This is a genomic window from Gracilimonas sp., assembly GCF_017641085.1.
Classification (GTDB): domain Bacteria; phylum Bacteroidota; class Rhodothermia; order Balneolales; family Balneolaceae; genus Gracilimonas.
In genome coordinates, this window is sequence record NZ_JAEPPI010000003.1 from 870,590 (window position 1) to 894,491 (window position 23,902).

General features: G+C 44.2%; 24 protein-coding genes. 19 read left to right on the forward strand and 5 right to left on the reverse strand.

The features are described from left to right. Window positions 1–163 precede the first annotated feature (163 nt). From JJ941_RS14805 to JJ941_RS14825, 5 genes are all read left to right on the forward strand, one after another. Window positions 164–700 (forward strand): RNA polymerase sigma factor, encoded by a 537-nt coding sequence (locus JJ941_RS14805; protein WP_290966887.1) that lies wholly within the window; start codon window positions 164–166, stop codon window positions 698–700. Beyond that, window positions 693–1,481, forward strand: a complete 789-nt coding sequence (locus JJ941_RS14810; RefSeq protein WP_290966889.1) for a hypothetical protein — start codon at window positions 693–695, stop codon at window positions 1,479–1,481. The genes JJ941_RS14805 and JJ941_RS14810 overlap by 8 nt, the downstream gene beginning before the upstream one ends. 8 nt (window positions 1,482–1,489) lie before the next feature. Continuing rightward, window positions 1,490–2,380 carry a hypothetical protein gene (locus JJ941_RS14815; RefSeq protein WP_290966891.1) on the forward strand — a complete coding sequence of 297 codons (891 nt, stop codon included), beginning with the start codon at window positions 1,490–1,492 and terminating at the stop codon, window positions 2,378–2,380. Between the two features lie 11 nt (window positions 2,381–2,391). Beyond that, a complete protein-coding gene (locus JJ941_RS14820; protein WP_290966893.1) occupies window positions 2,392–3,198 on the forward strand; it encodes a DUF4097 family beta strand repeat-containing protein in 807 nt (268 codons plus the stop codon). A gap of 122 nt (window positions 3,199–3,320) precedes the next feature. Continuing rightward, window positions 3,321–6,035, forward strand: a complete 2,715-nt coding sequence (locus JJ941_RS14825; RefSeq protein WP_290966896.1) for a DUF5916 domain-containing protein — start codon at window positions 3,321–3,323, stop codon at window positions 6,033–6,035. Between the two features lie 95 nt (window positions 6,036–6,130). Here the strand turns inward: JJ941_RS14825 and JJ941_RS14830 are convergent, their stop codons facing one another. Further along, window positions 6,131–6,340 (reverse strand): DUF2892 domain-containing protein, encoded by a 210-nt coding sequence (locus JJ941_RS14830; protein WP_290966899.1) that lies wholly within the window; start codon window positions 6,338–6,340, stop codon window positions 6,131–6,133. A 195-nt stretch (window positions 6,341–6,535) separates the two neighbouring features. Between JJ941_RS14830 and JJ941_RS14835 the strand changes: the two genes are divergently transcribed. Then, a complete protein-coding gene (locus JJ941_RS14835; protein ID WP_290966902.1) occupies window positions 6,536–7,228 on the forward strand; it encodes a Bax inhibitor-1/YccA family protein in 693 nt (230 codons plus the stop codon). Window positions 7,229–7,230: 2 nt separating this feature from the next. On the opposite strand, the gene JJ941_RS14840 is transcribed toward JJ941_RS14835, so the two are convergent. Beyond that, window positions 7,231–7,992 carry a creatininase family protein gene (locus tag JJ941_RS14840; protein ID WP_366069387.1) on the reverse strand — a complete coding sequence of 254 codons (762 nt, stop codon included), beginning with the start codon at window positions 7,990–7,992 and terminating at the stop codon, window positions 7,231–7,233. Window positions 7,993–8,167: 175 nt separating this feature from the next. Between JJ941_RS14840 and JJ941_RS14845 the strand changes: the two genes are divergently transcribed. Next, window positions 8,168–8,422, forward strand: a complete 255-nt coding sequence (locus tag JJ941_RS14845) for a TIGR03643 family protein (RefSeq protein WP_290966908.1) — start codon at window positions 8,168–8,170, stop codon at window positions 8,420–8,422. A 14-nt stretch (window positions 8,423–8,436) separates the two neighbouring features. Here the strand turns inward: JJ941_RS14845 and JJ941_RS14850 are convergent, their stop codons facing one another. Continuing rightward, the gene (locus tag JJ941_RS14850; protein WP_290966913.1) at window positions 8,437–9,846 is read right to left on the reverse strand and encodes an amidohydrolase family protein; all 1,410 of its coding nucleotides are present in this window, start codon (window positions 9,844–9,846) and stop codon (window positions 8,437–8,439) included. 217 nt (window positions 9,847–10,063) lie between these two features. On the opposite strand from JJ941_RS14850, the gene JJ941_RS14855 reads away from it, so the two are divergent. After that, window positions 10,064–10,438 (forward strand): transcriptional repressor, encoded by a 375-nt coding sequence (locus tag JJ941_RS14855; RefSeq protein ID WP_290966917.1) that lies wholly within the window; start codon window positions 10,064–10,066, stop codon window positions 10,436–10,438. Continuing rightward, complete coding sequence (locus JJ941_RS14860; RefSeq protein ID WP_290966919.1) at window positions 10,401–10,844, forward strand: MerC domain-containing protein; 444 nt, start codon at window positions 10,401–10,403, stop codon at window positions 10,842–10,844. Before JJ941_RS14855 ends, JJ941_RS14860 begins: the two co-directional genes overlap by 38 nt. Here the strand turns inward: JJ941_RS14860 and JJ941_RS14865 are convergent. Continuing rightward, complete coding sequence (locus tag JJ941_RS14865; protein ID WP_290966922.1) at window positions 10,837–11,949, reverse strand: FAD-dependent oxidoreductase; 1,113 nt, start codon at window positions 11,947–11,949, stop codon at window positions 10,837–10,839. The two genes, JJ941_RS14860 and JJ941_RS14865, sit on opposite strands and share 8 nt — an antisense overlap. 112 nt (window positions 11,950–12,061) lie before the next feature. Between JJ941_RS14865 and JJ941_RS14870 the strand changes: the two genes are divergently transcribed. From JJ941_RS14870 to JJ941_RS14890, 5 genes are all read left to right on the forward strand, one after another. Beyond that, window positions 12,062–12,919 carry a hypothetical protein gene (locus tag JJ941_RS14870; protein ID WP_290966924.1) on the forward strand — a complete coding sequence of 286 codons (858 nt, stop codon included), beginning with the start codon at window positions 12,062–12,064 and terminating at the stop codon, window positions 12,917–12,919. Window positions 12,920–13,013: 94 nt separating this feature from the next. After that, window positions 13,014–13,424, forward strand: coding sequence for a response regulator (locus tag JJ941_RS14875; protein ID WP_290966926.1), 411 nt, complete (start codon window positions 13,014–13,016; stop codon window positions 13,422–13,424). A gap of 67 nt (window positions 13,425–13,491) precedes the next feature. Further along, on the forward strand, window positions 13,492–14,181 hold the full coding sequence (locus JJ941_RS14880; RefSeq protein ID WP_290966929.1) for a hypothetical protein: 690 nt from the start codon (window positions 13,492–13,494) through the stop codon (window positions 14,179–14,181). A 77-nt stretch (window positions 14,182–14,258) separates the two neighbouring features. Next, window positions 14,259–14,828: an outer membrane beta-barrel protein gene (locus JJ941_RS14885; RefSeq protein ID WP_255134916.1), complete on the forward strand. Its 570-nt coding sequence runs from the start codon at window positions 14,259–14,261 to the stop codon at window positions 14,826–14,828. Window positions 14,829–14,928: 100 nt separating this feature from the next. After that, window positions 14,929–15,852: a hypothetical protein gene (locus tag JJ941_RS14890; RefSeq protein WP_290966933.1), complete on the forward strand. Its 924-nt coding sequence runs from the start codon at window positions 14,929–14,931 to the stop codon at window positions 15,850–15,852. Window positions 15,853–15,904: 52 nt separating this feature from the next. Here JJ941_RS14890 and JJ941_RS14895 read toward each other — a convergent pair whose 3' ends face one another. Continuing rightward, a complete protein-coding gene (locus JJ941_RS14895; protein WP_290966936.1) occupies window positions 15,905–16,477 on the reverse strand; it encodes a DUF502 domain-containing protein in 573 nt (190 codons plus the stop codon). A gap of 261 nt (window positions 16,478–16,738) precedes the next feature. Between JJ941_RS14895 and alaS the strand changes: the two genes are divergently transcribed. The 5 genes from alaS to JJ941_RS14920 all read left to right on the forward strand — a co-directional run bounded on the left by alaS (window position 16,739) and on the right by JJ941_RS14920 (window position 23,862). Beyond that, entirely contained in the window at window positions 16,739–19,408 is a 2,670-nt protein-coding gene (alaS, locus tag JJ941_RS14900; RefSeq protein ID WP_290966939.1) for an alanine--tRNA ligase, read from the forward strand. 324 nt (window positions 19,409–19,732) lie between these two features. Continuing rightward, window positions 19,733–20,833 (forward strand): pyruvate dehydrogenase (acetyl-transferring) E1 component subunit alpha, encoded by a 1,101-nt coding sequence (gene pdhA / locus JJ941_RS14905; RefSeq protein WP_255134912.1) that lies wholly within the window; start codon window positions 19,733–19,735, stop codon window positions 20,831–20,833. Window positions 20,834–20,858: 25 nt separating this feature from the next. Then, entirely contained in the window at window positions 20,859–21,842 is a 984-nt protein-coding gene (locus JJ941_RS14910; protein ID WP_290966942.1) for a pyruvate dehydrogenase complex E1 component subunit beta, read from the forward strand. Between the two features lie 144 nt (window positions 21,843–21,986). Beyond that, the gene (locus tag JJ941_RS14915; protein WP_290966944.1) at window positions 21,987–23,240 is read left to right on the forward strand and encodes a pyruvate dehydrogenase complex dihydrolipoamide acetyltransferase; all 1,254 of its coding nucleotides are present in this window, start codon (window positions 21,987–21,989) and stop codon (window positions 23,238–23,240) included. 151 nt (window positions 23,241–23,391) lie between these two features. Beyond that, window positions 23,392–23,862 carry a nuclear transport factor 2 family protein gene (locus JJ941_RS14920; RefSeq protein ID WP_290966946.1) on the forward strand — a complete coding sequence of 157 codons (471 nt, stop codon included), beginning with the start codon at window positions 23,392–23,394 and terminating at the stop codon, window positions 23,860–23,862. Window positions 23,863–23,902 lie beyond the last annotated feature (40 nt).

The window sequence follows — 23,902 nt, forward strand, 5'->3', positions numbered from 1 at the left end:
ATCTATATCCAAACTTCCAATCGAGAGGGCGACCAAGAACGAATAACGATTTCCGATTAACGAAAATAAATATGTAACCTTTTCTATTATCATCAGTGTATAAGGTTGAAAACATAAAGCTCGGGAAATTTACACGGTGGATTCAACTTCGGATAAGGCATTGATGATGAAAGTAAAGAACGGTGACCTGGATAAGTTGGGGCTGTTGTTTGAGCGATATAATCGACCGTTATTCAGTTTTTTCTACCGGATGTGTAAAGAAGCAGAGCTTTGTGAAGACCTGGTTCAGTCTGTTTTTGAGCGCATGTTAAAATACCGGGACACTTATACCGGCGACGGTAAGTTCACCACCTGGATGTTCAGTATTGCCCGGAACGCTCACATCGATCATTACAGAAAGCAGCAGCGGGAAGGAATTCCGGTAGAAATTGATGAAGAACGACTGGAAGTGGAGCAGGAAGAAACGAAGGTAGTGGTCAATAAAAAAGAGAAAAAGGAACTGCTTGAAATTGCACTGAGCCGTCTTGATGAAGATAAAAGGGAGATTATTGTATTGAGCCGTTTTGAAGGCTTGAAGTACAAAGAAATCGCCGATATTCTGGATACTACCGAAGGGGCGATTAAAGTAAAAATGTTTAGGGCCATGAAAGAATTAAAAGATTTGGTAAATACCTTAAATGAGGAATGCAGCCATGAATGAACAACACGAACAATTAATAGCCGACTACCTGGCCGGGAATCTGGATGATGCCGGCAAGACACAGGTGGAAGAGCTGATTGCCAACGGCACTATCGACTTTATGGAGTTTCGTGAGCTCGAGAAACTGCACGAAGACCTGGGTTCTATATCTGCCCCGGCTCCCGGAAAGGAAATGAGTTCGAAGTTCTACACAATGTTGGAGAAGGAAAAGCAATCCGTTAAAGAGCCCTGGTTGAAGATAGCGCAGAATCAGATTCAGCAATTTATCGCAGAGCTTACCATGCCACGACTAGCGTATGGGTTAGTGTTGCTGGTTATCGGTGGTTTCATCGGTTCACAACTAAATAGCAGTGACTCCGAAATTGATCAGCTTAGCCAGCAGGTGCAGGATATGCGCGAAATGATGATGGTGAATATGCTGGAAGGGGCTTCAGCTGCCGACCGGCTTAAAGCGGTTACCATCAGCAGTGAAATGACTTCTGTTGATTCAGAGGCTATTCATGCATTGCTGTTTACACTGAATAACGACCCTAGCGTAAATGTTCGGGTTCAGGCTATTGAAGCTTTAAAGCGATGGGGTGGTAATGAACGGGTACGGCAAGGATTGGTGAAAGCCATAGCCAAACAACAATCACCCATTGTGATTGTAGAGCTGGCCGATGCTATGCTGGAGCTGGAGCTGAGAAATTCTGCCCCTGAATTCAGACGCCTGATCGAAGAACGTGACCTTGATTTTACGGTTCAACAAAAACTGGAAAGCAGTATAGCTGCGCTAATGTGAGAGAGATTATGAAGACATTATTGTTACTTGGGATATTTTTGGTGAGCACTTCAGCTGAAGCCCAGACATCGGTTTCATCCCAACGGGCACAGGAAGATATCGAAATCAAAATACCGGCCTCAGAGTTTAATGCAGAGACCTTCTTTCATATGAAGAATATTAACGGGGATTTAAATGCTGAAGGGTATGATGGAGATGAAATCATTATCACAGGAACAAAAATAGTCACAAGTAAGCCGAGGTTAATCGGTGATTTTAATCCCGATGAGATTTACCTGGACCGGCTTGATGGGGACAACAGTATTTTCATATTTGTACATCAACCCGGAATGGAGGTAAAGATCGAAGGGGACAAACTCCATTACAATTATCAAAGAAGAAAGAAAAACAGGTATGGAGATGATGACCGGCTGAATTTTGAATTTAATCTTCAGCTTAAAATTCCGCACTATCTCATGTCAGAGATTTCAACCATCAACGGCGGGGAGGTTGTAGTTTCCGGTATGACTACGGGGGTAAAAGCGAATAATGTAAACGGAAGTGTTTTTGTGAATGATGCGGCCGGCAAAGTGGATGCCAACACCGTGAACGGTAATATCCGGGTTGAATTTGCGGAGGCCCCCGAACAAGATTCTGAATTTCATACGGTGAATGGTACCATCGAAGTGTACGCACCAAAAAATTTGTCTGCTGTTGTAACCTTCAAAAGTTTACACGGTGAACTATATACCGACTTCAACAATATTGAATACTTGCCTAACCGGGTAAATAAAAGTCAGGATGGGACAACCCGGTACAGCATCGAGCAAACATCTCCTATTCAAATTGGCGAAGGCGGTCCTGAACTGCGGTTCCGTCTTTTAAATGGAAACGCTTATATCAAACAAAGAAAATCATAAAGAGAAAAATCATGTATAGATCATTTAAAAAATTGCTTTTCATCCTTACTGTTGGCCTTATTTCCATCCCGGCCCTTGCTCAGAATAACCTGGAAATACCGCTATCGAATCCCGGTGAACCCGGAAAACTGATTGTGGCGGCAAACTTCTCCGATGAAGTTGAGATCAGAGCGCACGACAAGAATAATGTAATTGTGAATTATGACAGTGATCATGCCGATGACGAAAGAGATGCTATGAGAAACGGCATGCGCCGAATTTCAGGCGGAGGGGTAGGTATTGAAGTAACCGAAGATAATAACGAGGTACGGGTAAACACCGGCCCAATGCCAAATGATGATCTGGAAATGATCATCTACGTTCCAAGAAACTTCTCTCTTAAGCTGAATACGGTACAGGGTGATGTAACGGTATCCGGGCTTTCGGGTGAGTTGGAAATTAGTGCCGTGAATGGTGATGTAGAGCTAAGTGACATCTCTGGTACGGTGTTGGTTAATAGCGTAAACGGCGACATTGAAATTGATTTCAATGAGATTACCGCAAACGCACCCATGTCTTTTACCGGGGTGAATGGAGATATCGAAGTATCCTTTCCGGCGGATGCCAAATTCACCGCAAAAATGAAAACGGAGTGGGGCGATGTGTACACCAATTTCGATATGGAGATCGACCGGACTTCTTCCAAACCGGAAGTGAATACCAAAGACGGAGAGTACCGTGTGGCCGTGAACAAATGGATATTTGGGAAAGTGAATGGAGGCGGACCCGAATTTCTGTTCAAAACATTGCATGGAGATATTTCAATTCGTAAAAAATAATTTTTTACAGCAACCTTTTTAGAATCAAATCGTCTAAAGGTTGAAACCATAACTGGAGCTGTAAGCCATTTAAGCCAAGAGGCTTGCAGGGATAGGACTCCTCTTTAAAAATCCCCAAAACTATGAAGCGCGTATATACTACTATGGCAATGGTATGTCTTTGTGTCAACTTGTTTGCACAGACTTCCTATCAAAAACAAACAGACACCATTGCCATTAAAACAGATGATGTAAGAAGAGGAACGGTAGATAATCCTGCCATGCAGGCCATCAGGATTGATGGTGAAAATGAAATTGTGTTAGACGGACTTTTAAGTGAGTCTATTTGGAAGAACGTCCCGATTGCAACTCAATTCACGCAGCGCGCGCCGGACGATGGCAGTGCGGCTTCTGAAAATACAGAGGTTCAGCTGCTATATACCGATGAATATATATTTGTAGGAATTATGGCCTACGACTCGGCTCCGGATTCCATTAATGCCCCACTTTTTCGGCGTGATGGTGATGAGGCCAGCGACTGGGTTTATGTACTCTTTGACAGCTACAACGACAAAAGAACGGCTTTTACCTTTGCAATAAATCCACGGGGTGTACAAAAAGATATCCTGCTTTATGATGATACTGATGAGGATCAGCTTTGGGATGCTGTTTGGCAGGCAGAAACAAAGATTTTAAAAAACGGCTGGTCAGCAGAGATGAAAATTCCCCTTTCACAGTTGCGCTTCAGCTCTAACGATGAAGAGCAATCGTGGGGGGTTAATTTTCAGAGAAGGATTGCCCGTAATGGCGAAATATCCTTCTGGGCACCTACCTCACAGAACGAAACCGGTATTGTTTCAAAGTTTGGAAGACTTAATGGCATTCAAAACCTGAAGGAGCCGCGCAGGCTGGAGGTTACTCCTTACGTTTCGGCCGATTTAACCCGGGTTCCTTCCTTAAATACTGATAATCCCTACTACAGCAGAAATGAATTAGGTGCGGGAATTGGTGGCGACATCAAATACGGACTTACTTCCGATCTTACACTCACAGCTACTATTAACCCGGATTTCGGACAGGTGGAGGCCGATCCGGCCGTTATCAACTTAACGGCCAATGAAAACTTCTTCTCCGAACGCAGGCCTTTTTTCCTTGAAGGGAATGATATCTTTCAATTTGGCAATACCAAGACATTCAGCCGCTTTGGAAATCCCGTTACCTTTTATTCCAGGAGAATAGGGCGGGCTCCACAGGGCAGTTCTAACAGGGCCGGGGTTAATGCTGAGTATGTAGATCGTCCTGATTTTACAACCATTGCAGCGGCCGCCAAAGTGAGTGGAAAAACCCAAAACGGATGGTCTATTGGTTTTCTTGACGCTTATACTTTAGAAGAGGAAGCCCTATATACGGCGCCTTCCGGAAATGAAAGCTCTTTTGCTGTTGAACCGGCCACCAACTATATGGTGGCACGAACCAAGAAAGATTTTAACTCAGGCAACACCTATTTCGGAGGTTTTGCCAGCGCTGTAAACCGCAGTATTGATGGAACCTACTTCGAGGACTTCCTACGCTCATCCGCCTATCTGGGTGGTGTGGATTTTGAACATAGTTTCAACGACCGCAACTGGATTACCAGCGGTGCTTTTTCCTATAGTGTGATAAACGGTTCAAAAGAAGCTATTCAGCGAGCCCAAACTTCACCGGTCAGGCATTATGACCGCGTAGATTCGGATCAGCTTTCGGTAAATCCAAATAATACAAGCTTGTCCGGTTTTGCGACAGAAATTAGTATCCAGAAAAGAGGAGGAGATGATAACTGGATGACCTCTTTAACCTATTCGGATGTTTCTCCCGGATATGAGACAAACGACATCGGCTTCCAAAACCGAGCCGATTACAGGTCTATCAATGGAGGGGTGGTGTTCCGGGAAACTGATCCTAAGTTGTTGCAGTACTTTGAGACATGGTTGTTTAAGGGGAATGCCTGGAATTATGATGGAGATATGATTAACAACTGGTATGGAACCGGCGGCTTCATGCGCTTTGATAACCTCTGGACGTTCAACTACAACGCAAATGTATCCGGTGATCAGTTAATGGATCGCACCACCCGTGGTGGCCCTGTAATGGAGCGGCCGAGAGACTGGAATTTTAATCTGAACCTGAGTACCAATCAAAATAAAGATGTGTCGTTTCATTTTGGCACTTTTCAGCGACAGGATGTTTCCGGTGAATTTGATAATAATATTTGGATGGGGGTTACCTTTCTGCCTACCACATTTATTCAAATATCGGTTTCCCCGGAGTTTGGTTATCAGCGGGATACGGATCAGTACGTGACCAAAGTTCAAGATGTCAACGCTACCTCCACCTATGGCAACCGGTATGTATTTGCGGATATAAAGCAGCGAAGTTTTATGACCAGTGTAAGGGTAAACTGGACCTTCTCGCCTACCATGAGTTTACAGACTTATGTGCGTCCGTTTATAGCCAGCGGTGAATACACGCACTTTAAGGAATTTGCTGAACCGCGAACCTATAATTTTGACCGCTATGGTGAAGATAAGGGAACCATCAGCAAGGCAGGAGACGAGTACTCCGTAGATCCCGATGGAGCAGGAGGTTCGCCGGCTTTTAATTTCCGTGATCCGGATTTTAACTTCCGCTCAGTACAAGGTAACGCGGTATTCCGATGGGAATATGCCCCGGGATCAACTCTGTTTCTTGTGTGGCAGCAACAGCGGGATGATTTTGTTAGAATGGGTAATTTCGATCTCGGCAGAGATCTGGATGGCCTGTTCAGTGCCAAACCAACCAATGTATTTCTCGTGAAACTGAGCTACTGGTTCGGTACCTGATAACCTAATTCATGTATACATAGATATATCAGAAAGGGCGCACAAATGCGCCCTTTTTTATGCTGATTTGGATCAGTTCATGTGATGTAGTTGTTTTACTCCACCGATGTCTTACATGTTTTTAGCCCAAATGGTGCATACAAAGGGCAGAAGCTTACCAGGCTTGTAAGCACAAATACTCCGGCTAGTACCAATAATACGATGCCCCATGTGCCGGTAACCGTTCCGGTGAAGTAAAGAGCAACAAATATAATCGCTAAAACAAAGCGTATAATTTTATCAGCAGAACCCATATTCTTTTTCATAGTAACCTCAGTTTTTTTTGTTAGATAATCCATTTAAATAAAAAAACTAAACCTGTAATTATTAGTACACAGAGTACACAAACGGCAAGAAGTTTTAGTATTTTCACCCGCACAATAAAATTTATTTTTGAAGGTTTTGTGAACTTGTTATCACAGGTGAATAGTAACTGAACTAATTCTTTATTAAAAGCAGCAATGAATACACAGCATCTAACAGCAGAACAGGTAAAATCAATACAATCCAGTTTCATTAATAAAGTTTATGGCTGGATGGCCCTTGCCCTTGCCATAACCGGATTTGTGGCCTTGAGGGTAGTCGATTCCGGCTTTGTGGAAACCATGGCACAAAACCAGATTTTGTTTTTCGGCATTATTATAGCTGAACTGGGTCTGGTAGTTTGGTTGTCAGGAAGAATCAATAGTATGAATGCAAGCATGGCTATCGGGCTTTTCTTGTTATACTCCGCGCTAAACGGGCTCACATTCTCTATTTTATTTCTGGTTTATACCTCGGCTTCTATTGCTTCAACGTTTTTTATAACAGCTGGTACATTCGGGGTGACGAGCGCCTACGGGTATTTCACCAAAAAGGACCTCTCCAGCATTGGTAATATTGCCTTTATGGGGCTGATTGGGATTATCATTGCCACCGTTGTGAATATATTCGTTCATAGTGAGATGCTCTACTGGGGCATAACCTACATCGGTGTGCTGGTTTTTGTGGGATTGACTGCCTACGACACACAGAAGATGAAAAAGATGAGCCTGGAAGTGGATGTAGAATCCGAGGAGGGAAGTAAAGGCGCTATTATGGGAGCCCTTGCCTTGTACCTCGACTTCATTAACATGTTTATTTTCTTGTTGCGAATTTTCGGAGACCGGCGGTAATTTTATTCATATAAATCGTCTTTATCTGCCCGGGCGAGCTCAATCATGAACCCGGCCATTTTTTGGGTAACCGCTTTGAAATACTTTTCGCCCTTTTCGGCAGAAGCTTTTTTTGGATTACCTATTCCGGTATCGTCGGTTACCTGAGACCATGGCCGTTCAGCCCATGCCCAGTCTTCTGTCAGTGCTTTTATTTTGCTCTTTCGTTCACTGCCCGGACCTGCTTCATCGAGTGATAAAACCAATTCGGGTCTGAGATGTAAGAGTAAACTGGTTTCAAGTTCATCGGCATGATCTCCATCTTCATCAAAAAACTGCTTTTTGTCGAGCGATTTAAACCAATCGGCCACGCAAAGAAACATGTCGGGAAATTCCAGCCCAAGTTCCCTTACTATCGGTTTGAAGTTATTTCCTCCATGGCTGTTGAGGATCAATAGTTTATGAATTCCCTGACGGTTTAATACCGTGATCACATCTTTAAGAATGGTAACCTGGGTACTTGGGTTTAGGTTCATATCAAGGTAAATATCGGATTGTCCGGTGTTCACCCCGAAAGGGATAGTTGGCAGAACGATGACTTTGGCATCTTGCTCCCATGCCAGCCGGGCCGATTCTGCAGCGATATGATCTGCTTCAATGACATCGGTAGCGTAGGGTAGATGGTAATTATGTGCCTCGGTTGCGCCCCAGGGAAGGATGGCGAGCTCGAAGTTGGCATCTTTCAGGTTCTTCCAGTTGGTCTCAGCTAAAATGTATGGTCTGATCATCTTAAAAAAGGAGTAAGGGTTACACGGTTAATCGCAAAACGTTGAGCTCAAAAGTATGGAACAGCAATTGATATTGGAAACCATGAAGCCGATTTCTCAACTAAGGATATATTTTGCTTCAGTATGGATTGAAATGACCGTCTAAATTGTATTGCTGACAAAAGCATAAACCATGGCAGACTTCAGTAACCTAACTCAATCCGACAAAAGCAGAATTATAGAAATGGCATGGGAAGACCGAACTCCCTTTGATGCTATCGAATTTCAGTTTGGCCTTACCGAAGATGAAACTATTGAGCTGATGCGCTCCGAAATGAAACGCTCCAGCTTTAAAATGTGGAGAGAACGAGTCTCCGGTAGAGATACCAAACACCGCAAAAAACGCAAAGAGGATGTTAAGCGGTTCGTGAGCCCCAATCAGTATTAGTAATGGGGTGATGGTTAGTCTTGAGTTTGGGGCAACTCGTTCAAAGATTCGGACGTCAAAAGCTCTCCATTGGAAACAACAGCGTGAATATTCGTAGTGTTGCGTATATCGGATAATGGATTGGCATTCAGAATAACCAAATCTGCTTTTTTACCGGCATCGATACTTCCAACCCGTCCGTAATCACCAAAGAAATGAGCACCATTATATGAAGAGGCCTGAAGGGCCTGCAACGGAGTCATTCCTGATTTCACAAAAGCTTCCAATTCACGGTGGAGCGATATTCCCGGATATACATACGAATTATAAGCTCCCGCATCCGAGCCTGCCAATAACTTCACACCTGCTTGTTGCATATCGCGGGTTACTTTTTTGAAAAGGTCATTCAGCTCTTTCTCAAACTGTATGGCTTCAGCATCTCTTCGCTGTGCCGAGCGAACCCGGCGCTGATATGTTTGGCGGATGTCATCAGGAATATATTGCAAGTACTCATCCCCCGAGTGATCTTCTTCTTGAAGAAAGCTCAGAACATCATCAATATGAAGAGTAGGTACCACATATACATTTTCATCGGCTAATGTCTGATAAAAAACACGGGCGGTATCTTCGTTATAACTGTCTTTCAATTCAGCTACGGCATCCCAAAACCCAAGCTGACCATTATACACCTTACTGGTGATTTCTCCTTCCCGGTCAGAAGTGCCCTTTAAAACATAATAGAGATGTTCAATTCCATCCAAGCCGGCCGTAATGGTATCATCAATAAAAATGCTCATAGGCATATGGCCCGTAACGGTAAGCCCGCGTTCCTCAGCGTGACGAATAATTTCCAGGTAAGCCTCGCCACTTAACGTGCTCTCATAGATCTTTATGTAATCGACACCCATGGATTGAAGAGAGTCGAGAGCTTGGGTGATATCCTCACTACTCTGCACTTCAATGGAGCCTTCCCAGGTTGGATCGGGCCCGTCAATTTTTGGCCCCGATGTATAGATATAGGGTCCGGTCAGCGTGTCAGCCTTAATTTCAGATCGCCATTCAAAAATAGAGGAGGTTAAGTCACCACCGGCATACCGAACAGTTGTAACTCCGTTGGCCATATAAAGAGGCAGCATTTCTTTGTTTGAACCGATAAGATCCTGCCCACCGCGTAAATGAATGTGCATATCCCACAAGCCCGGAATGGCAAAATTACCTTGCATGGAGACCGATCTCGCGCCCTCAGTATTTTTACTTCCATCTTCAAAAATATCCTTAATGGCGTTTCCTTCAATAAGTATGGAATGATTTTCAGCGATATCACCGGTTTCTATATCAATAACATGGAGGCCGGATAGAAGAAGCTGATCGGATTGGTTTTGAGTAGTGCAGGCATTCAGGATAATGAATGCGAGTAAAAAAGCAGAAAATAGGAAGGTCTTCATAGCTTGGAGGAATTGTTATTAGCTAACATTGAATTTGAATGGTATCACATCAAGGGGATGATAGGAAGAAGCACAGACATTCTTTTACTTCATTTATCACCATGAAAGTATGAATGATTGCTCGGTCATATTCAAATAACCGGAAGAGACACAAACTGTTGTGTTGCCTGGAAGTGGAATAAGTCGTATTATTGCAACTTAGTCGCAATAAAGAAATATGCCGAGAAGAAAAACACAATCAAGTACGGAAATCTTATCAACACTGAAGGCAGCCGATTCGGCCATGAGTCATCAGATGATCGAAGAAGCCCTGAGCATCGAAGTGGACAGGGCTACGATATACCGGGTATTAAACCGGTTTTATGAGGACGGATTGGTACATCGTGTAATCGGGGAAAACGGGAAACAGTATTTCGCTTTATGTGAAAACTGTGAAAAGAACGATCACAGCCACGATCATTTCCATTTTCGGTGCAAGAACTGTGGGAAGGTAGAATGCCTGACCCGGGAAATTCAGATTAAGCTGCCCGAGGGTTACATGGCCGAAAATTTCAATGGAATGGTTTCCGGATATTGCTCCGGTTGTGCCTAATGTGACTCAGGAAAAGTATTTCATGCAGAAGAAAATCATAAATTTATCAAAAGGGTTCTGGGATCGGTTGGGCATAGGTTTGTCCGGTTTATGTGCCATCCATTGTTTGCTGGTGCCGGTTTTTGTTTCGCTGATTCCACTGTGGCCTACCCTGGATAACTTTCACGAATACACGCACCTGGTGTTTTTTCTGGCAATAGCCCCGGCGGTCATTTTGTCTGTCAAAAACCGTAAGAACCTTAAATCTATCTCCGGTTATTTATTCGTGGGGCTTGCCATCATATTTGTAGCCTGGTTTTTTAATCACCAGCTTGGAGATTACGGTGAAGCAGGGGTTACATTGGTGGGCAGCTTGCTGTTGATACGAGGACATTGGCTGAATTATAAAACCAAAAGTATCAGCTGACATTCTTCTGAAGCAATTGCAGAACTTTTTCTGCACACCCCCAGCTTAGGGTTACCCCGGCGCCTCCGTGCCCGTAGTTATGGATGAAAAGCCTGTTGTGCATTTGTTCGGCTTCAAGTCGTAATCCATCTTCATTTTTACGAAGATACCGGTAGCCAATCTTCACCTTTCTTTTGGTGAATCGGTCGATTTCCATCCCAAAGCTTTCCTGCAGAATATCTTTATGAAGAGTGTACATCTGTTCGGGAATTACAATGCCGTCAATTTTCTTATTTGGGGAGATGGTTTGTTCTCCGGTCCATTTTCCATGTTTGTCCAACCGTCCTTCCTGTCGACTCCCCCCCAAAATCCAACCATCGCTTCTGGGATAGAAATAAACATCCTGCGCATTCCCTGATTCCGTATGGTAGATTTCTGTTCCCTGTGAAAAATTATAAGAAACGATATCTCCATTGGGACTCTTCAAAATGGGAGCGTCTAAAATTTGAAGAAGATGCCCGCGATATAGAAGTCCATTGGGGTCATTAAAGAGTTCTACAGACCCAAGTCCGGAACAGTTTATAACGATATCGAAAGGAAGACCCTTTAAATCTTCTTTTTCCAGTGATTGAATTTGAAGCTCGGCTCCGGCCTTAAGTACCGAATTCAAAAGGGCCGGGTAGTACAGTGACCAATCGCAGAAATAGCAGTTGAATTTCCAACCCGCCTGAATGGCAATTCTGGAATGTGTGGGGTGAAAAGAATCCCGAAATTCTTCAAGAGGAGAGAAGCCTTCCATGTATTGGGCGTAGCCGGGGCAGTCTTTCACGAAAGCAAAAAGCTCGAAGTGTTCGTGAACTTTCAACCCGGGGAATTGCCGTTCATATAGTGCATCAAAATGGGAGAGGCTTTCTTTGAATATGGAATCAATTTCAGCGGAATTGACACTGCGGGGAATCACCGAAGCAGCCGGAAACAGGCTGCTGAAGGTAGGGTCGTTCCGGGCTATTCTTGGATCAGATTCCGATAGTATTGTGACCTTCCAATTGTGTTGTTGAAGAAGTTTAGCAACGCTTAATCCGCTTACTCCGCAACCAATAATACAGACGTTTCTTTCTTTACTCATACCAAAATATAAAGGCTTTAAAGTTGGAATAAATTAATTTTCAGCCCGGCTAATATGTTGTTTCAAGTATCTAATTTTGGTAATTTTAATTATCAACAGACAGGCTTTTTACGTGCAAAAAACAATATCATCAGTTTTATTCACTGTTCTTTTTATGAGCATGGTGTCCTGCAATTTGCTCACCGTGGATGAAGAAGCTTCCGACTATCCCACCACCTTTCCGGCTATTGAGTTATCTGAACTTGATAAGATGAATCAGGAGTATCAAGCCGCTAATGACGGCCACATTTGTTCAACACTCAACAAGTATGGGTTCACCGGATATAGTGAAATATTTTTTAAAAATGGAGAAAGTCCCTGCGCAAACCGGGACGTTGTGCGGGTTGAAATTAATCAAACAGACTCCCTTATTACGGCGGCAAAAGCAGCTTTGCTAAATAATAGCACCTATACCGGGGTAAATGATACTTCAAAACTTATGATTACAGAATTATTGCCGATAAATGGATGTACCATCTGTGAAGGCCCCGGTCTTAACAATGTACCGATAGAGTTGAAAATCACTTTTGCTGAGCAGAGGATAGATTCAAATAAAGTAGTTGGAACCGATATCACGGTTGTTGCAGATGCAGAGGGAGTAAGCAGAATTTGGGGGAATTGGTATTCCGATTTTGAAAGCCCTGATTTTGTGAACTTTGGATACGAGGAAGTACAATCCGGAATGGTAGGATGGCAGATTGATATGCGTCGTTTTACCGGAGAGGAAGTAATTTATACAGTGCAGGAAGATGATATCAGCGGGAAGCCCGAGCGGGTGTACCTGCCGATAGAAAATGAGAGTGAACAACAACTGGAAATTCGTACATGCTGGGCAATCCCTGTGTCATACAGCGGAAATTCAGCCTTTAACGGCTGGATAGCGTATGTGGATATAGAAGAAGGATTCCTGGTAGATATGAGAGCCCGTTAGTTCAGAAATCTGGTATCACGAAGGATATTATTTTCTTTACGGTACCTGATTATTAAGATTAGTAACATTTGTTAATCTCATTACTCTTAACTTTATGAGCAATGACTATACAAAAAGCATAAAGGACGAAACATTGACTGAATCGGCAAATAAGAAAATACTTATTGTAGAAGACGACATGATTATCTCATTGGTCGTTGAGAACATGATCAAGAAACTTGGCCATACGTTGGTGGGCAAGGCTGCCTCCGGAGATGAAGCCATTGAGTTAGCCAAAGAGCATCAACCGGATATTGTGTTGATGGACATTCGCCTTAAAGGAGAAATGGATGGCATTGAGGCTGTCACTCAAATCAAAGAGCACATCACCACGGAAGTGATCTACCTGACCGGAAACTCCGATAAGGTAAATTACGAGCGCGCCAAAGCAACCGAATGTGTGGATCTTATCTCCAAGCCCTTTACGATTGGTGAATTGACCCGGTCTTTAGAGCTGGTTCCCTGATAACTTTTTGTGCATCTTTTCGGGGATTTTATCGTAGGTTAGTCCGAAATAAAGATGGGCAAATACTATGAGTACAAAATTCAAAAACCTTCGAAACGATTTAGAAGATCTGGAACAAGACGGGCAATTCGATATTGATGAAATCTCCTCTTCATCCGGTAGCAAGTCAAGCTCAAAAATTGCCAATTATATACTGCTTTTCGCATTTATAGCCACACTTACTTTTTATGCCGGCTCGCAGTTTAATTCTTCAGGCATAGATTTAAATCCACTGGATAACATCGTTCAGGAATTCAATCAGCCAAATGAAGATTTGCTGAATAGAATGGGAGCCTGGATGGAAGAGATGGGCTACGGAACTCTTACGCATGAAGAACTCATCGCCCTGAGGGCAGAAGGAGTTACAGCTACCTACACCTCGCAAATCAGAGATGCCGGATACCCTGATGTAACACTGGAGCAGTTGGTGGAGCTTCAGGACGCAGATGTAAGCAGCACCTTCACCCGTATGATGGCCGAGCTGGGCTATGAACTCACGGTTCAGGACTTGATTGATCTGCGCCGAGCCGATGTAACAGCGTTCTTTACCAGCAATATGATGGATTTAGGTTATACGATGGAAGAACTTACCCAGGAAAACCTGATCCGGATGAGAAACATCGGGGTCACCCACACACTCGCTGAGAGGTTGACAGAAGAGCGGGGAGCACGACCCACCGTTGATGAACTGATCCGCTATCGCATTAGTAATCAATAAGTAAGAAGGTTTTAAGGGAACATTTTCTTCTTAATTTTCTTTACAGGTAGTGAATAGAAACAACTAAACAACTTGTAATGAAAAAATTACTATCACTTTTTTCTTTAATAATAATTTCAACACTGCTAACACAGGCTACGGCTCAGCAGTACCTGATCGAAAACTCTTCCGGTATTGGACCAAAGATTGGTTTTTATAAAGCCCCTGATGCTGAAGACGGAACTATGTTTATCGGCCTTCAGTCCCGAACAAAAGGGAAATATGTAGGTGCTGAATTTTCTCTGGAGTACAGAGGAGAGCAAAGCTATACAACCACAGGCGGAAGCGAGCTAACCGTTCGCCAGGTACCGGTAACCGGTTCTTTATTAGTATTTGCCCCATTGGCAGAGAACTTGGCTCCTTATGGATTAGCCGGACTGGGTGCTTACTACACCTTCTATGATTATGACGGTGGCTTTGTAAACCCGGGTGATGATGCTGAAGTGAAAATAGGATATCATTTGGGCTTTGGTGCTGATGTAGCACTTTCCGAATCGGCAGCTTTGAATGTTGATTACCGTTATCTGTTCTTAGATGGAAGCGATGATTTGTCTAATAAAGAATTCAGCGGTAATGTGATTTCAGCAGGACTCACGTTTTATTTCTAATCTAAAAAAGTCCTATTTTAAGATTCCCGCACTTAACCGGTGCGGGATTTTTTTGTTTAATCCATAATGAACCTTACTTACTCTTACTGAAATCAGAAATATGCCGGAAATCGTACTACCTGAAGTTGAATTAAACATTTACTCACCTAAAGATCCCACCGAGATTACCGTAGTTGAGAACTATGTATGTACCAAAGAGAGCAGCCCGAATTTTGTAAGGCATATCACCTTCGACGTGTCAGGAACGGAACTGGAGGGGCGAGTTCGGATCGGTCAGTCGATTGGCATTCTGCCACCGGGAGAAAATGAGAAAGGGCGTCCGCATAAGCTTCGTCTATATTCGGTTTCTTCTCCTACAAAAGGAGAGGGTGGTAAATCTAACCTGGTTTCCACTACGGTAAAGCGAACTATTGAAGAGCTGGATGGAAAACTGTACACCGGTATTTGCTCCAATTACCTGGCCGACTTAAAGCCCGGAGATAAAGTAAAAGCAACCGGTCCATCCGGAAAACGGTTTCTACTGCCTGAGAATCCGGAGGATTTCAACTACGTGTTTTTTGCTACAGGAACCGGCATCGCTCCATTCAGAGGGATGATTATGGAAATGTTGGAAGCGGGGATGGAGAATCAAATTGCCCTTGTTTTCGGTGCAGCTTATCGAACCGACCTGATTTACCCCGATTACTTTATGGAGACGGAAAAGGAGAACGATAATTTTCACTATATCGCTAAGATATCGCGGGAAGACCGCCGTCCGGATGGCTCGAAGTATTATGTACAAACAGCCATCGAAGATGAGGAAAAGATTCTGGATCCCATCCTAAGCCAGCAAAACACATTGATTTATATTTGTGGAATCAAGGGCATGGAAGCCGGAATCTACAAGATGCTGGCCAAGAAAGGCTTTAAAGATTACCTCGTATTAAAAGGCGACTATGCCGATATGGATCCTGCCGATTGGGACTGGGACGAAATGAAGCGTAATGTTAAACCCGGCGACCGCACTTTCGAAGAAGTGTATTAATTACAGGCATAAATTTGGTTGTAGCCATTCTGAAACTGACAAGGCCGGTCGATTAAGAATGAATTTTAGTCACCCCACCCGATACGATAAACCGCATAAAGTTGGTTGGGTCGGTTTTAATTGGGGTAACTTTATCCTTAGGGACGATATATAGATTACCTGAGAAATTATAGGAGTGAGGACAATAGACAGCCACTTCATCTTCCAGGCCGAAGTGCTTCAGGGATTCTTCGGTGATGAACCCAAATCGCTTCATGCCAACCGGTTCACTGAATTCCACACTCACCGGCTTGGTAAACTTCTTTTTATCTCCTACAAAAGCTTCCGTGAGATCCTTCAGTGAATTATATACAATGTTGACGAAGGGTGTTTTTGTGAGCAGTTTTTCGAACAGGTGAAGGATGGGCTTCACAAACGTCTGCGTGAGCGCAAATCCAATAAGGGTGATGGCTATGAAGCCGGTAACAATTCCTAAGCCGGGTATCTCCAGATCAAACCAGCTGTAGAACAGGTTATTGAAAATGTCATTAATCCAGACCAGGGTTGCGTAAACCAAATAGGCAGTTGCACTGACGGGTAATATGACCAGCATTCCGCGGAAGAAGTAATTCAGGATTGTTTTCATAATCGGCAGATGATATTAGCTTTTCCTGAATCTAACGGTAAATACCGAAAGATGTGCAGAACCGGAGAGGAACATTGAATAAAGTACATTCAATGCAGAAGTTTTGATCACCCATGAACCGAAAGACCGAATAACGAATAACGAATAACGAATAACGAATAACGAATAACGAATAACGAATCTCAAACCACACATGAGTTCAAATCATATTTTTCCTATCTTCAAGGCTCTGTAAAAACCAACACTCACACATCAAAATTAATGTCGCACAAGACTTCTGCCCAGATTCGTCAGGAATTTTTTGATTTCTTTGCTGAAAAAGATCACGCTATTGTTGATAGTGCTCCTGTTGTACCTAAAAACGACCCAACCCTGTTGTTCACTAATGCGGGGATGAACCAGTTTAAAGCCATTTTTCTTGGGGAAGAGGAAGTCCTTAAGCATGAAGGGAAAACCTGGAATCGCGCAGCCGACACCCAGAAATGCATTCGTGTGAGCGGAAAGCACAATGACCTGGAAGAAGTAGGTCACGATACCTATCACCACACGCTTTTTGAGATGCTGGGGAACTGGTCGTTTGGCGATTATTTCAAGAAAGAAGCTATTGCCTGGGCCTGGGAGCTGTTGGTGGATGAGTGGGGACTGGAACCCGATCGTTTATACGCTACCGTATTTGGCGGTGATGAAGAAGACGGACTCCCTGTGGATGATGAAGCCATCGAGCTTTGGAAAAGTGAGACAAGCATAGATCACGATCACATCCTGAAGTGTGGAAAGAAAGATAATTTCTGGGAGATGGGGGAAACAGGTCCCTGTGGCCCGTGCTCGGAAGTTCATATCGATCTTCGTTCAGATGAGGAACGAAAGAACAAGCCCGGCCGTGATTTGGTGAATATGGACGACCCAAGAGTGATGGAGATCTGGAATTTGGTATTCATTCAGTTTAACCGGAAGCCGGATGCCTCTCTTGAAAAACTCCCCGCCCGGCATGTGGATACCGGAATGGGCTTTGAGCGAATTTGTGCCGTTTTGCAGGGCAAGACATCCAACTACGACACTGATGTATTCACCCCGATAATTAATGAAATTGCAGACATGGCCGGACTGAAATACGGCAACGATGTAGAGAAAGACATTGCCATGCGTGTGATAGCTGATCATATCCGGGCGGTTACTTTCTCGATAGCTGATGGTGCTTCTCCGGGTAATGATGGCCGGGGGTATGTCATCCGCCGGATTCTGCGCCGTGCAATCCGTTACGGCTGGGATGTATTGGATTTCAAAGAACCGTTTTTCTACAAATTAGTAGATGTATTGGCGGAGCAATTCAAGGATGTGTTCCCGGAAATTCCGGCTCAAAAAGAATACATCGTTAATGTGATTCGATCGGAAGAAAAGAGCTTTCTGAAAACATTGGGACAAGGCATCGAGCTGTTCAACGAAATGGTGGAAGGGAAGGACAAGCTTTCCGGTGAGGATGCTTTCAAGCTGCACGACACTTATGGTTTCCCAATCGACCTTACAGAACTGATGGCCCGCGAACAAGGCGTTGAAGTGGATGTGGAAGGTTTCAACAAGCATATGAAAGAGCAGAAAGAACGTGCTCGTGCTGCCGGAAAGTTTTCGGTGGATCAATCCGACTCGAAATCATGGAACGTGGTTGAAGAAACCGATGAATTTGAGTTTGTGGGATATGACGATGCGGAAGCGGAAGTGAATATTATTGCCTATCGCAAGGAGGGAGACCGGTTTGCGATTCAGTTGAACAGAACTCCTTTTTATGCTGAAAGCGGTGGTCAGGTTGCTGATACAGGGCTCATCACCAATGGCGATGAGTACATCAAGGTGCTGGATGTGCAGAAGTCGAACGGACAATTTATACACTATGTAGATAAACTTCCTGAAGACCTGAGCGGAAGCTGGAAAGCAAGCATAGATTTGGACCGCCGGATTGAAATTCAAAAACATCACTCAGCAACCCATTTGGTTCATGCTGCGCTGCGCGGAATTCTGGGTGATCATGTGGCTCAGAAGGGATCGTTGGTGGATGAGAATCACCTTCGTTTCGACTTCTCCCATTTTGAGGCGATGACGGATGAACAGCTGGATGAAGTGGAACAGCTGGTGAATGAGAAAATTCAGGAAAACATCCCGCTCCAGGAAGAACGAAATGTGCCGATTGAAGAGGCTAAAGATCGCGGTGCGATGATGTTGTTCGGGGAGAAGTATGGAGAAACCGTTCGGGTGATCACCTTTGATGAAAATTATTCCGTTGAACTTTGCGGTGGAACTCATGTTGGGGCTACCGGAGAAATCGGCTATTTCCGATTTACACAGGAAACTTCTGTAGCTGCCGGCATCCGTCGAATTGAGGCTGTTTGCGGAACGCGGGCAGATAAGCTACTCCGCGATGAAAAACGACTGCTTAAGCAGGTGAAAGGAGCGATCGGTCAAACACAGGATCTGGCAGCTGATGTAATGAAGCTGATCGAAGAAAAGAAATCACTGGAGAAAGAGCTCGAACAAGTGCAGCTCCAGAATACCGGTGCCAAGCTGGACGAGCTGATTCAAAATGCCGGTTCCCTGGATTCAGATATTAAACTCGTGAAAGGTGAAATTGCCGGCGCCGATATGGACGTCCTAAAGCAGCTTGGGTACGATGGTCTTCAGAAAACAAAGAAAAACACCGCAATTGTATTGGGATCCAAAGATGAAGAAGAAGGGAAGGTGTACCTGATGGTGGCACTTTCAGAAGACCTCATTAAGGAAAAAGGTTTGAAAGCAGGCGCAATTGTGGGTCAGCTTGGAAGGCTTGTAGGCGGAGGGGGTGGTGGACAGCCTAACCTGGCAACAGCCGGAGGCCGCCAGCCTGAAAAATTGAGCGAAGCTTTGGAAAAAGTGAATGAAATAATCACTGAATCCATTTCCTGATTGGTTATCTGTATTATGTGCAAAGAAATGGAACACGGATGAGTTGGATTGGACGGATCATCACGGGTGTATGTTCATGATTATCGCACAAATGAGGCGCTTGTGTGGTGTTGAATTTAAGTATTGATGTTGTTCACAAAGTACAAGCGGACGCTTGAACTATTTTTAAGGTGCAAGTTACAAATCAGTGATTATCCCAAACATCAGTGTTATCCGTGTTCAATCAGGATGTAATTAATCAAGCAGAATCAAATCACGAAATCTTCATAAAAATTGGATATATTTCCAACCTTTTGAAGAATCCTGTTATCACTAAAACTAATTATGGCTAAGAAGAAAACAGACGAAGTAAATTTTGCCCCCCGGGGGATTGGAGATGAAAAAGATGGTGCCGTCCAAAAAGGCGTAGACCTTCCATCCCCAACTAAAAAGAAACACAAATCCCTTGGCTTGAGCGAAGACAACCTCAAGGCCATGTATGAGCAAATGTATCTTCAGCGACGATTTGAAGAGCGTGCCATGCAGCAGTATCAGAAAGGGAAATTTGGTGGATTTCTTCACCTTTATATAGGCCAGGAAGCCATCTCTACCGGAACGGTGTATGCCCTGAATGATGACGACGATATTATAACGGCTTACCGTGATCACGGATGGGGACTGTGCCGGGGAATCACTCCTAAAGAAGGCATGGCAGAACTATTCGGTAAAGCGGCAGGATGCTCCAAAGGTAAAGGCGGATCCATGCACTTTGCCAAAACAGAAAATCACTTTTGGGGTGGTTACGGAATTGTAGGTGGTCATATCCCAATTGGTGGGGGACTTGCGTTCGCCAACAAGTACAATCAGAATGGGCGTATTTCTGCGACCTTTTTTGGAGACGGTGCTGTAGATCAAGGGGCACTGCACGAGACTTTTAATATTGCCAATCTGTGGAAGCTGCCGGCCATTTTTGCGGTAGAGAATAACGGGTACTCCATGGGTACAGCGGCCCGCCGTCATACAGTTACTGAAATTGTGGACCGGGCCAAAGCCTACGGAATGAAGGCGAAAGTGGTAAATGGCATGGATGTATTTTCTGTGTACGAAGCCATGAAAGAGGTGGCTGAAGAAGTACGTGAGACATCAGAGCCTTATTTCCTTGAAATTCGAACGTATCGCTATCGCGGACATTCCATGTCGGATCCACAGAAGTACCGAACCAAGGAAGAGCTGGAAGAATATCAAAAGGTGGATCCCATCGAGCGTTTGAAGACGTACCTGAAGGATGAAAAAATTCTGAGTGATGATGAGATTCAGGAAATAGAGGACAAAGTGGAAGACGAGGTATTGGAAGCCGTTGATTTTGCGGACAATGCTGATTTCCCGGAAGAGTCTGAACTCTACGATGACATGTTTGCTGAAGACGATCCTTATTTCCACAAATAATTTTAAAAACTGACTACATAAAGTAATGGCTGAATTACAATTTAGAGAAGCAATAAAAGAGGCAATTGACGAGGAAATGGCCCGTGAAGAGAAAGTCTTCATTATGGGTGAGGAAGTTGCTGAATACAACGGAGCCTACAAGGCTACCGAAGGACTTTTAGATAAATACGGCTACAAACGGGTTATCGATACTCCCATCTCAGAGCTTGGTTTTGCGGGGATTGGAGTGGGCGCGGCAATGAACGGCCTTCGCCCTATTGTGGAGTTCATGACCTTTAACTTCGCAGTGCTTGCTGCCGATCAGATCATTAACCATGCCTCCAAAGCTGGGTATATGACGGGTGGACAGATTTCCATGCCGATTGTATTCCGTGGACCCAACGCCTCTGCCGGCCAGTTAGGTGCAACACACTCTGTGGCTTACGATTCAATGTATGCCCACTTTCCTGGATTGAAAGTTATTTATACCTCCGAGCCTGGTGATGCCAAGGGGCTGCTTAAATCTGCGATCCGTGATGACAATCCGGTATTGTTCATGGAATCAGAGCAGATGTACGGCATGAAAGGAGAAGTTTCTGATGAAGACGACTTCACCATTCCCATTGGAAAAGGAAAAATTAAGCGAGAAGGAAGCGATGTGACGGTTGTTGCTCACGGAAAGATGTATCACGTAGCCAAACAGGCAGCTGCACAGCTTGAGAAAGACGGATTGGAAGTAGAAATCATTGATCCGCGTACGGTTAAGCCTCTTGATTTGCCTTTGATTATTGAATCCATTAAAAAAACCAACCGATGTGTGGTTGTGGATGAAGCCCATCCGTTTGCCGGATTTGCAGCAGAAATCGGCTTCTTGATTCAGCGCGAGGCATTTGATTATTTAGACGCTCCGGTTCAGCGCGTTACCCTGCCGGACGTGAATGCTCCGTTCTCCAAGCCTTTGTTTGATGCCTGGCTGCCGGATGCTAAGCAGGTTATTGAGGCAGTGAATCAGGTTACTTACAGGAATTAGGCAAAAGTGAAAAGTGAAAGGTGAAAAGTGGGTACAAACTTACTTTTCACCTTTCCCTTTTGCCTTTTTACTTTTACACCCATTACATTGAATTAAGCTTAAATACGAATTACAACTCACTCAACAGTTTAGATTAGAAGAATTATGGCGATTAAGATTGAAATGCCGAAGCTCAGCGATACCATGGAAGAAGGGGTGATCGCCTCGTGGAATGTAAGCGAAGGAGATAAAGTACAGGCCGGCGATATTATTGCTGAAGTAGAAACTGACAAAGCCACCATGGAAGTGGAAGCCTTTGATGAAGGTACCGTTCTCAAAATTCTGGTTGGTGAAGGCGATGCCGTTCCGCTGGGCGGATTGATGGCTGTTCTGGGTGAGGAAGGAGAAGACATTTCAGACATCCTTGACGGTGCAGGTAGTGATTCTTCATCTTCAAAAGAAGAAGTAAAAGAAACAGCCTCTTCCGAGAAAGAAGAAACTACTTCAGAAAGTTCATCCGGTTTGACTTCACCTAAATCTGAACCGTCAACGGACTCAACTTCCGATAATGGAAGAATTAAGGCCTCTCCTTTGGCCCGCAATATGGCTGAAGACCGGGGAATTGATTTAGGCAGAGTGGATGGTTCCGGTCCCGGTGGCAGAATTATCAAGGCCGATATTGAGAACTACAAAGAATCTGCACAGCCTGCTGCTGCATCCGCTCCATCATTCAAGAGCCTGGAAAGCCGCGAAGTCAAGGTATCTCAAATGAGAAAAACCATTGCCCGACGCTTGTCCGAAAGCAAGTTCAGCAACCCGCATTTCTACGAGACTATCGACATTGATATGAAGGCAGCAATGGCTGCTCGTTCATCCATGAATGAAGCAAATGAAGTTAAAATCAGCTTCAATGATATTGTGGTTAAAGCTTGCTCAATTGCTCTTACACGTCATCAGGCGGTAAACAGCTCATGGCATGGCGATGTAATCAAAGAGCACGGAGACGTTCATGTAGCCGTTGCCGTAGCCATCGATGAAGGATTGATGACTCCGGTTATCCGTCATACCGATCAAAAAGGTCTGGCACAAATTTCATCAGAAACCAAAGAACTGGCCGGACTGGCACGCGATCGTAAGCTGCAGCCCGAGCAAATGGAAGGCAGCACCTTCACCATCAGTAATTTGGGCATGTTTGGGATTGAGGAATTCACCGCAATCATCAATCCGCCAAATGCTTGTATTTTAGCTGTGGGTGCTATCCGCGACGTGCCTGTGGTTGAAAACGGAGAAGTAGTTCCCGGTAAGCGTATGAAAGTTACCCTTTCCAGTGATCACCGCATTGTGGATGGAGCTAAAGCAGCTGAGTTTCTCAATACCGTGAAGAATCTGTTGGAGAATCCGCTCTCCATGCTGCTGTAAGCAAGTTTTAAATTCTATATTTAGAAGAGAAAGCCTTGGTCGTGAGATCAAGGCTTTTTTGTTTTCGCTCAATCCGGGTATTACATTTTTATACAAACTTGTCAGAATTTATTCCGTAATTCGGTTCAACCCTTAACCAAACCGATTTACGATGAAGCACTTTTTACTTTTAATAGCTGCAGCCCTTCTGTTTACTGTCCCTGATTCAGTGAATGCCCAAACCCGGGATGTGAAAGATGTACAAGCGACCATTGAACAACTTTTTGATGGAATGAGAGCAAGTGACAGCGCCATGGTGGCCGATGCTTTCACCAAAGATGCTATTATGAAAAGGGTGGCGACTAATCAGCAAGGAGAAGTGATGGTTAATACCGGTAATCTCGCCTCATTCCTAAATGCTATCGGTTCCCCAAAAGAACAGGTATGGGACGAACGCATTGGCAGCTACGATATTAATATTGATGGCAACCTTGCTACCGTATGGACGCCTTTCGAATTTTATATAGGAGACAAGTTCTCGCACTGCGGGGTGAATTCATTTCAGCTTGTGAAGAAAGATGGGGACTGGAAAATATTCTTTATTGTTGATACCAGCCGTCAGTCAAATTGTGTAGAATCATAATAGCGGTCAGATTCTAAGATCTGAAAGCTGACGCCTGAAC

Coding starts and splice junctions, on each gene's coding strand:
- JJ941_RS14805 (WP_290966887.1), top strand. CDS start 164: ATGATGAAAGTAAAGAACGGTGACCTGGATAAGTTGGGGCTGTTGTTT.
- JJ941_RS14810 (WP_290966889.1), top strand. CDS start 693: ATGAATGAACAACACGAACAATTAATAGCCGACTACCTGGCCGGGAAT.
- JJ941_RS14815 (WP_290966891.1), top strand. CDS start 1,490: ATGAAGACATTATTGTTACTTGGGATATTTTTGGTGAGCACTTCAGCT.
- JJ941_RS14820 (WP_290966893.1), top strand. CDS start 2,392: ATGTATAGATCATTTAAAAAATTGCTTTTCATCCTTACTGTTGGCCTT.
- JJ941_RS14825 (WP_290966896.1), top strand. CDS start 3,321: ATGAAGCGCGTATATACTACTATGGCAATGGTATGTCTTTGTGTCAAC.
- JJ941_RS14830 (WP_290966899.1), bottom strand. CDS start 6,340: ATGAAAAAGAATATGGGTTCTGCTGATAAAATTATACGCTTTGTTTTA.
- JJ941_RS14835 (WP_290966902.1), top strand. CDS start 6,536: ATGAATACACAGCATCTAACAGCAGAACAGGTAAAATCAATACAATCC.
- JJ941_RS14845 (WP_290966908.1), top strand. CDS start 8,168: ATGGCAGACTTCAGTAACCTAACTCAATCCGACAAAAGCAGAATTATA.
- JJ941_RS14850 (WP_290966913.1), bottom strand. CDS start 9,846: ATGAAGACCTTCCTATTTTCTGCTTTTTTACTCGCATTCATTATCCTG.
- JJ941_RS14855 (WP_290966917.1), top strand. CDS start 10,064: ATGCCGAGAAGAAAAACACAATCAAGTACGGAAATCTTATCAACACTG.
- JJ941_RS14860 (WP_290966919.1), top strand. CDS start 10,401: ATGGAATGGTTTCCGGATATTGCTCCGGTTGTGCCTAATGTGACTCAG.
- JJ941_RS14865 (WP_290966922.1), bottom strand. CDS start 11,949: ATGAGTAAAGAAAGAAACGTCTGTATTATTGGTTGCGGAGTAAGCGGA.
- JJ941_RS14875 (WP_290966926.1), top strand. CDS start 13,014: ATGAGCAATGACTATACAAAAAGCATAAAGGACGAAACATTGACTGAA.
- JJ941_RS14880 (WP_290966929.1), top strand. CDS start 13,492: ATGAGTACAAAATTCAAAAACCTTCGAAACGATTTAGAAGATCTGGAA.
- JJ941_RS14885 (WP_255134916.1), top strand. CDS start 14,259: ATGAAAAAATTACTATCACTTTTTTCTTTAATAATAATTTCAACACTG.
- JJ941_RS14890 (WP_290966933.1), top strand. CDS start 14,929: ATGCCGGAAATCGTACTACCTGAAGTTGAATTAAACATTTACTCACCT.
- JJ941_RS14895 (WP_290966936.1), bottom strand. CDS start 16,477: ATGAAAACAATCCTGAATTACTTCTTCCGCGGAATGCTGGTCATATTA.
- alaS (WP_290966939.1), top strand. CDS start 16,739: ATGTCGCACAAGACTTCTGCCCAGATTCGTCAGGAATTTTTTGATTTC.
- pdhA (WP_255134912.1), top strand. CDS start 19,733: ATGGCTAAGAAGAAAACAGACGAAGTAAATTTTGCCCCCCGGGGGATT.
- JJ941_RS14910 (WP_290966942.1), top strand. CDS start 20,859: ATGGCTGAATTACAATTTAGAGAAGCAATAAAAGAGGCAATTGACGAG.
- JJ941_RS14915 (WP_290966944.1), top strand. CDS start 21,987: ATGGCGATTAAGATTGAAATGCCGAAGCTCAGCGATACCATGGAAGAA.
- JJ941_RS14920 (WP_290966946.1), top strand. CDS start 23,392: ATGAAGCACTTTTTACTTTTAATAGCTGCAGCCCTTCTGTTTACTGTC.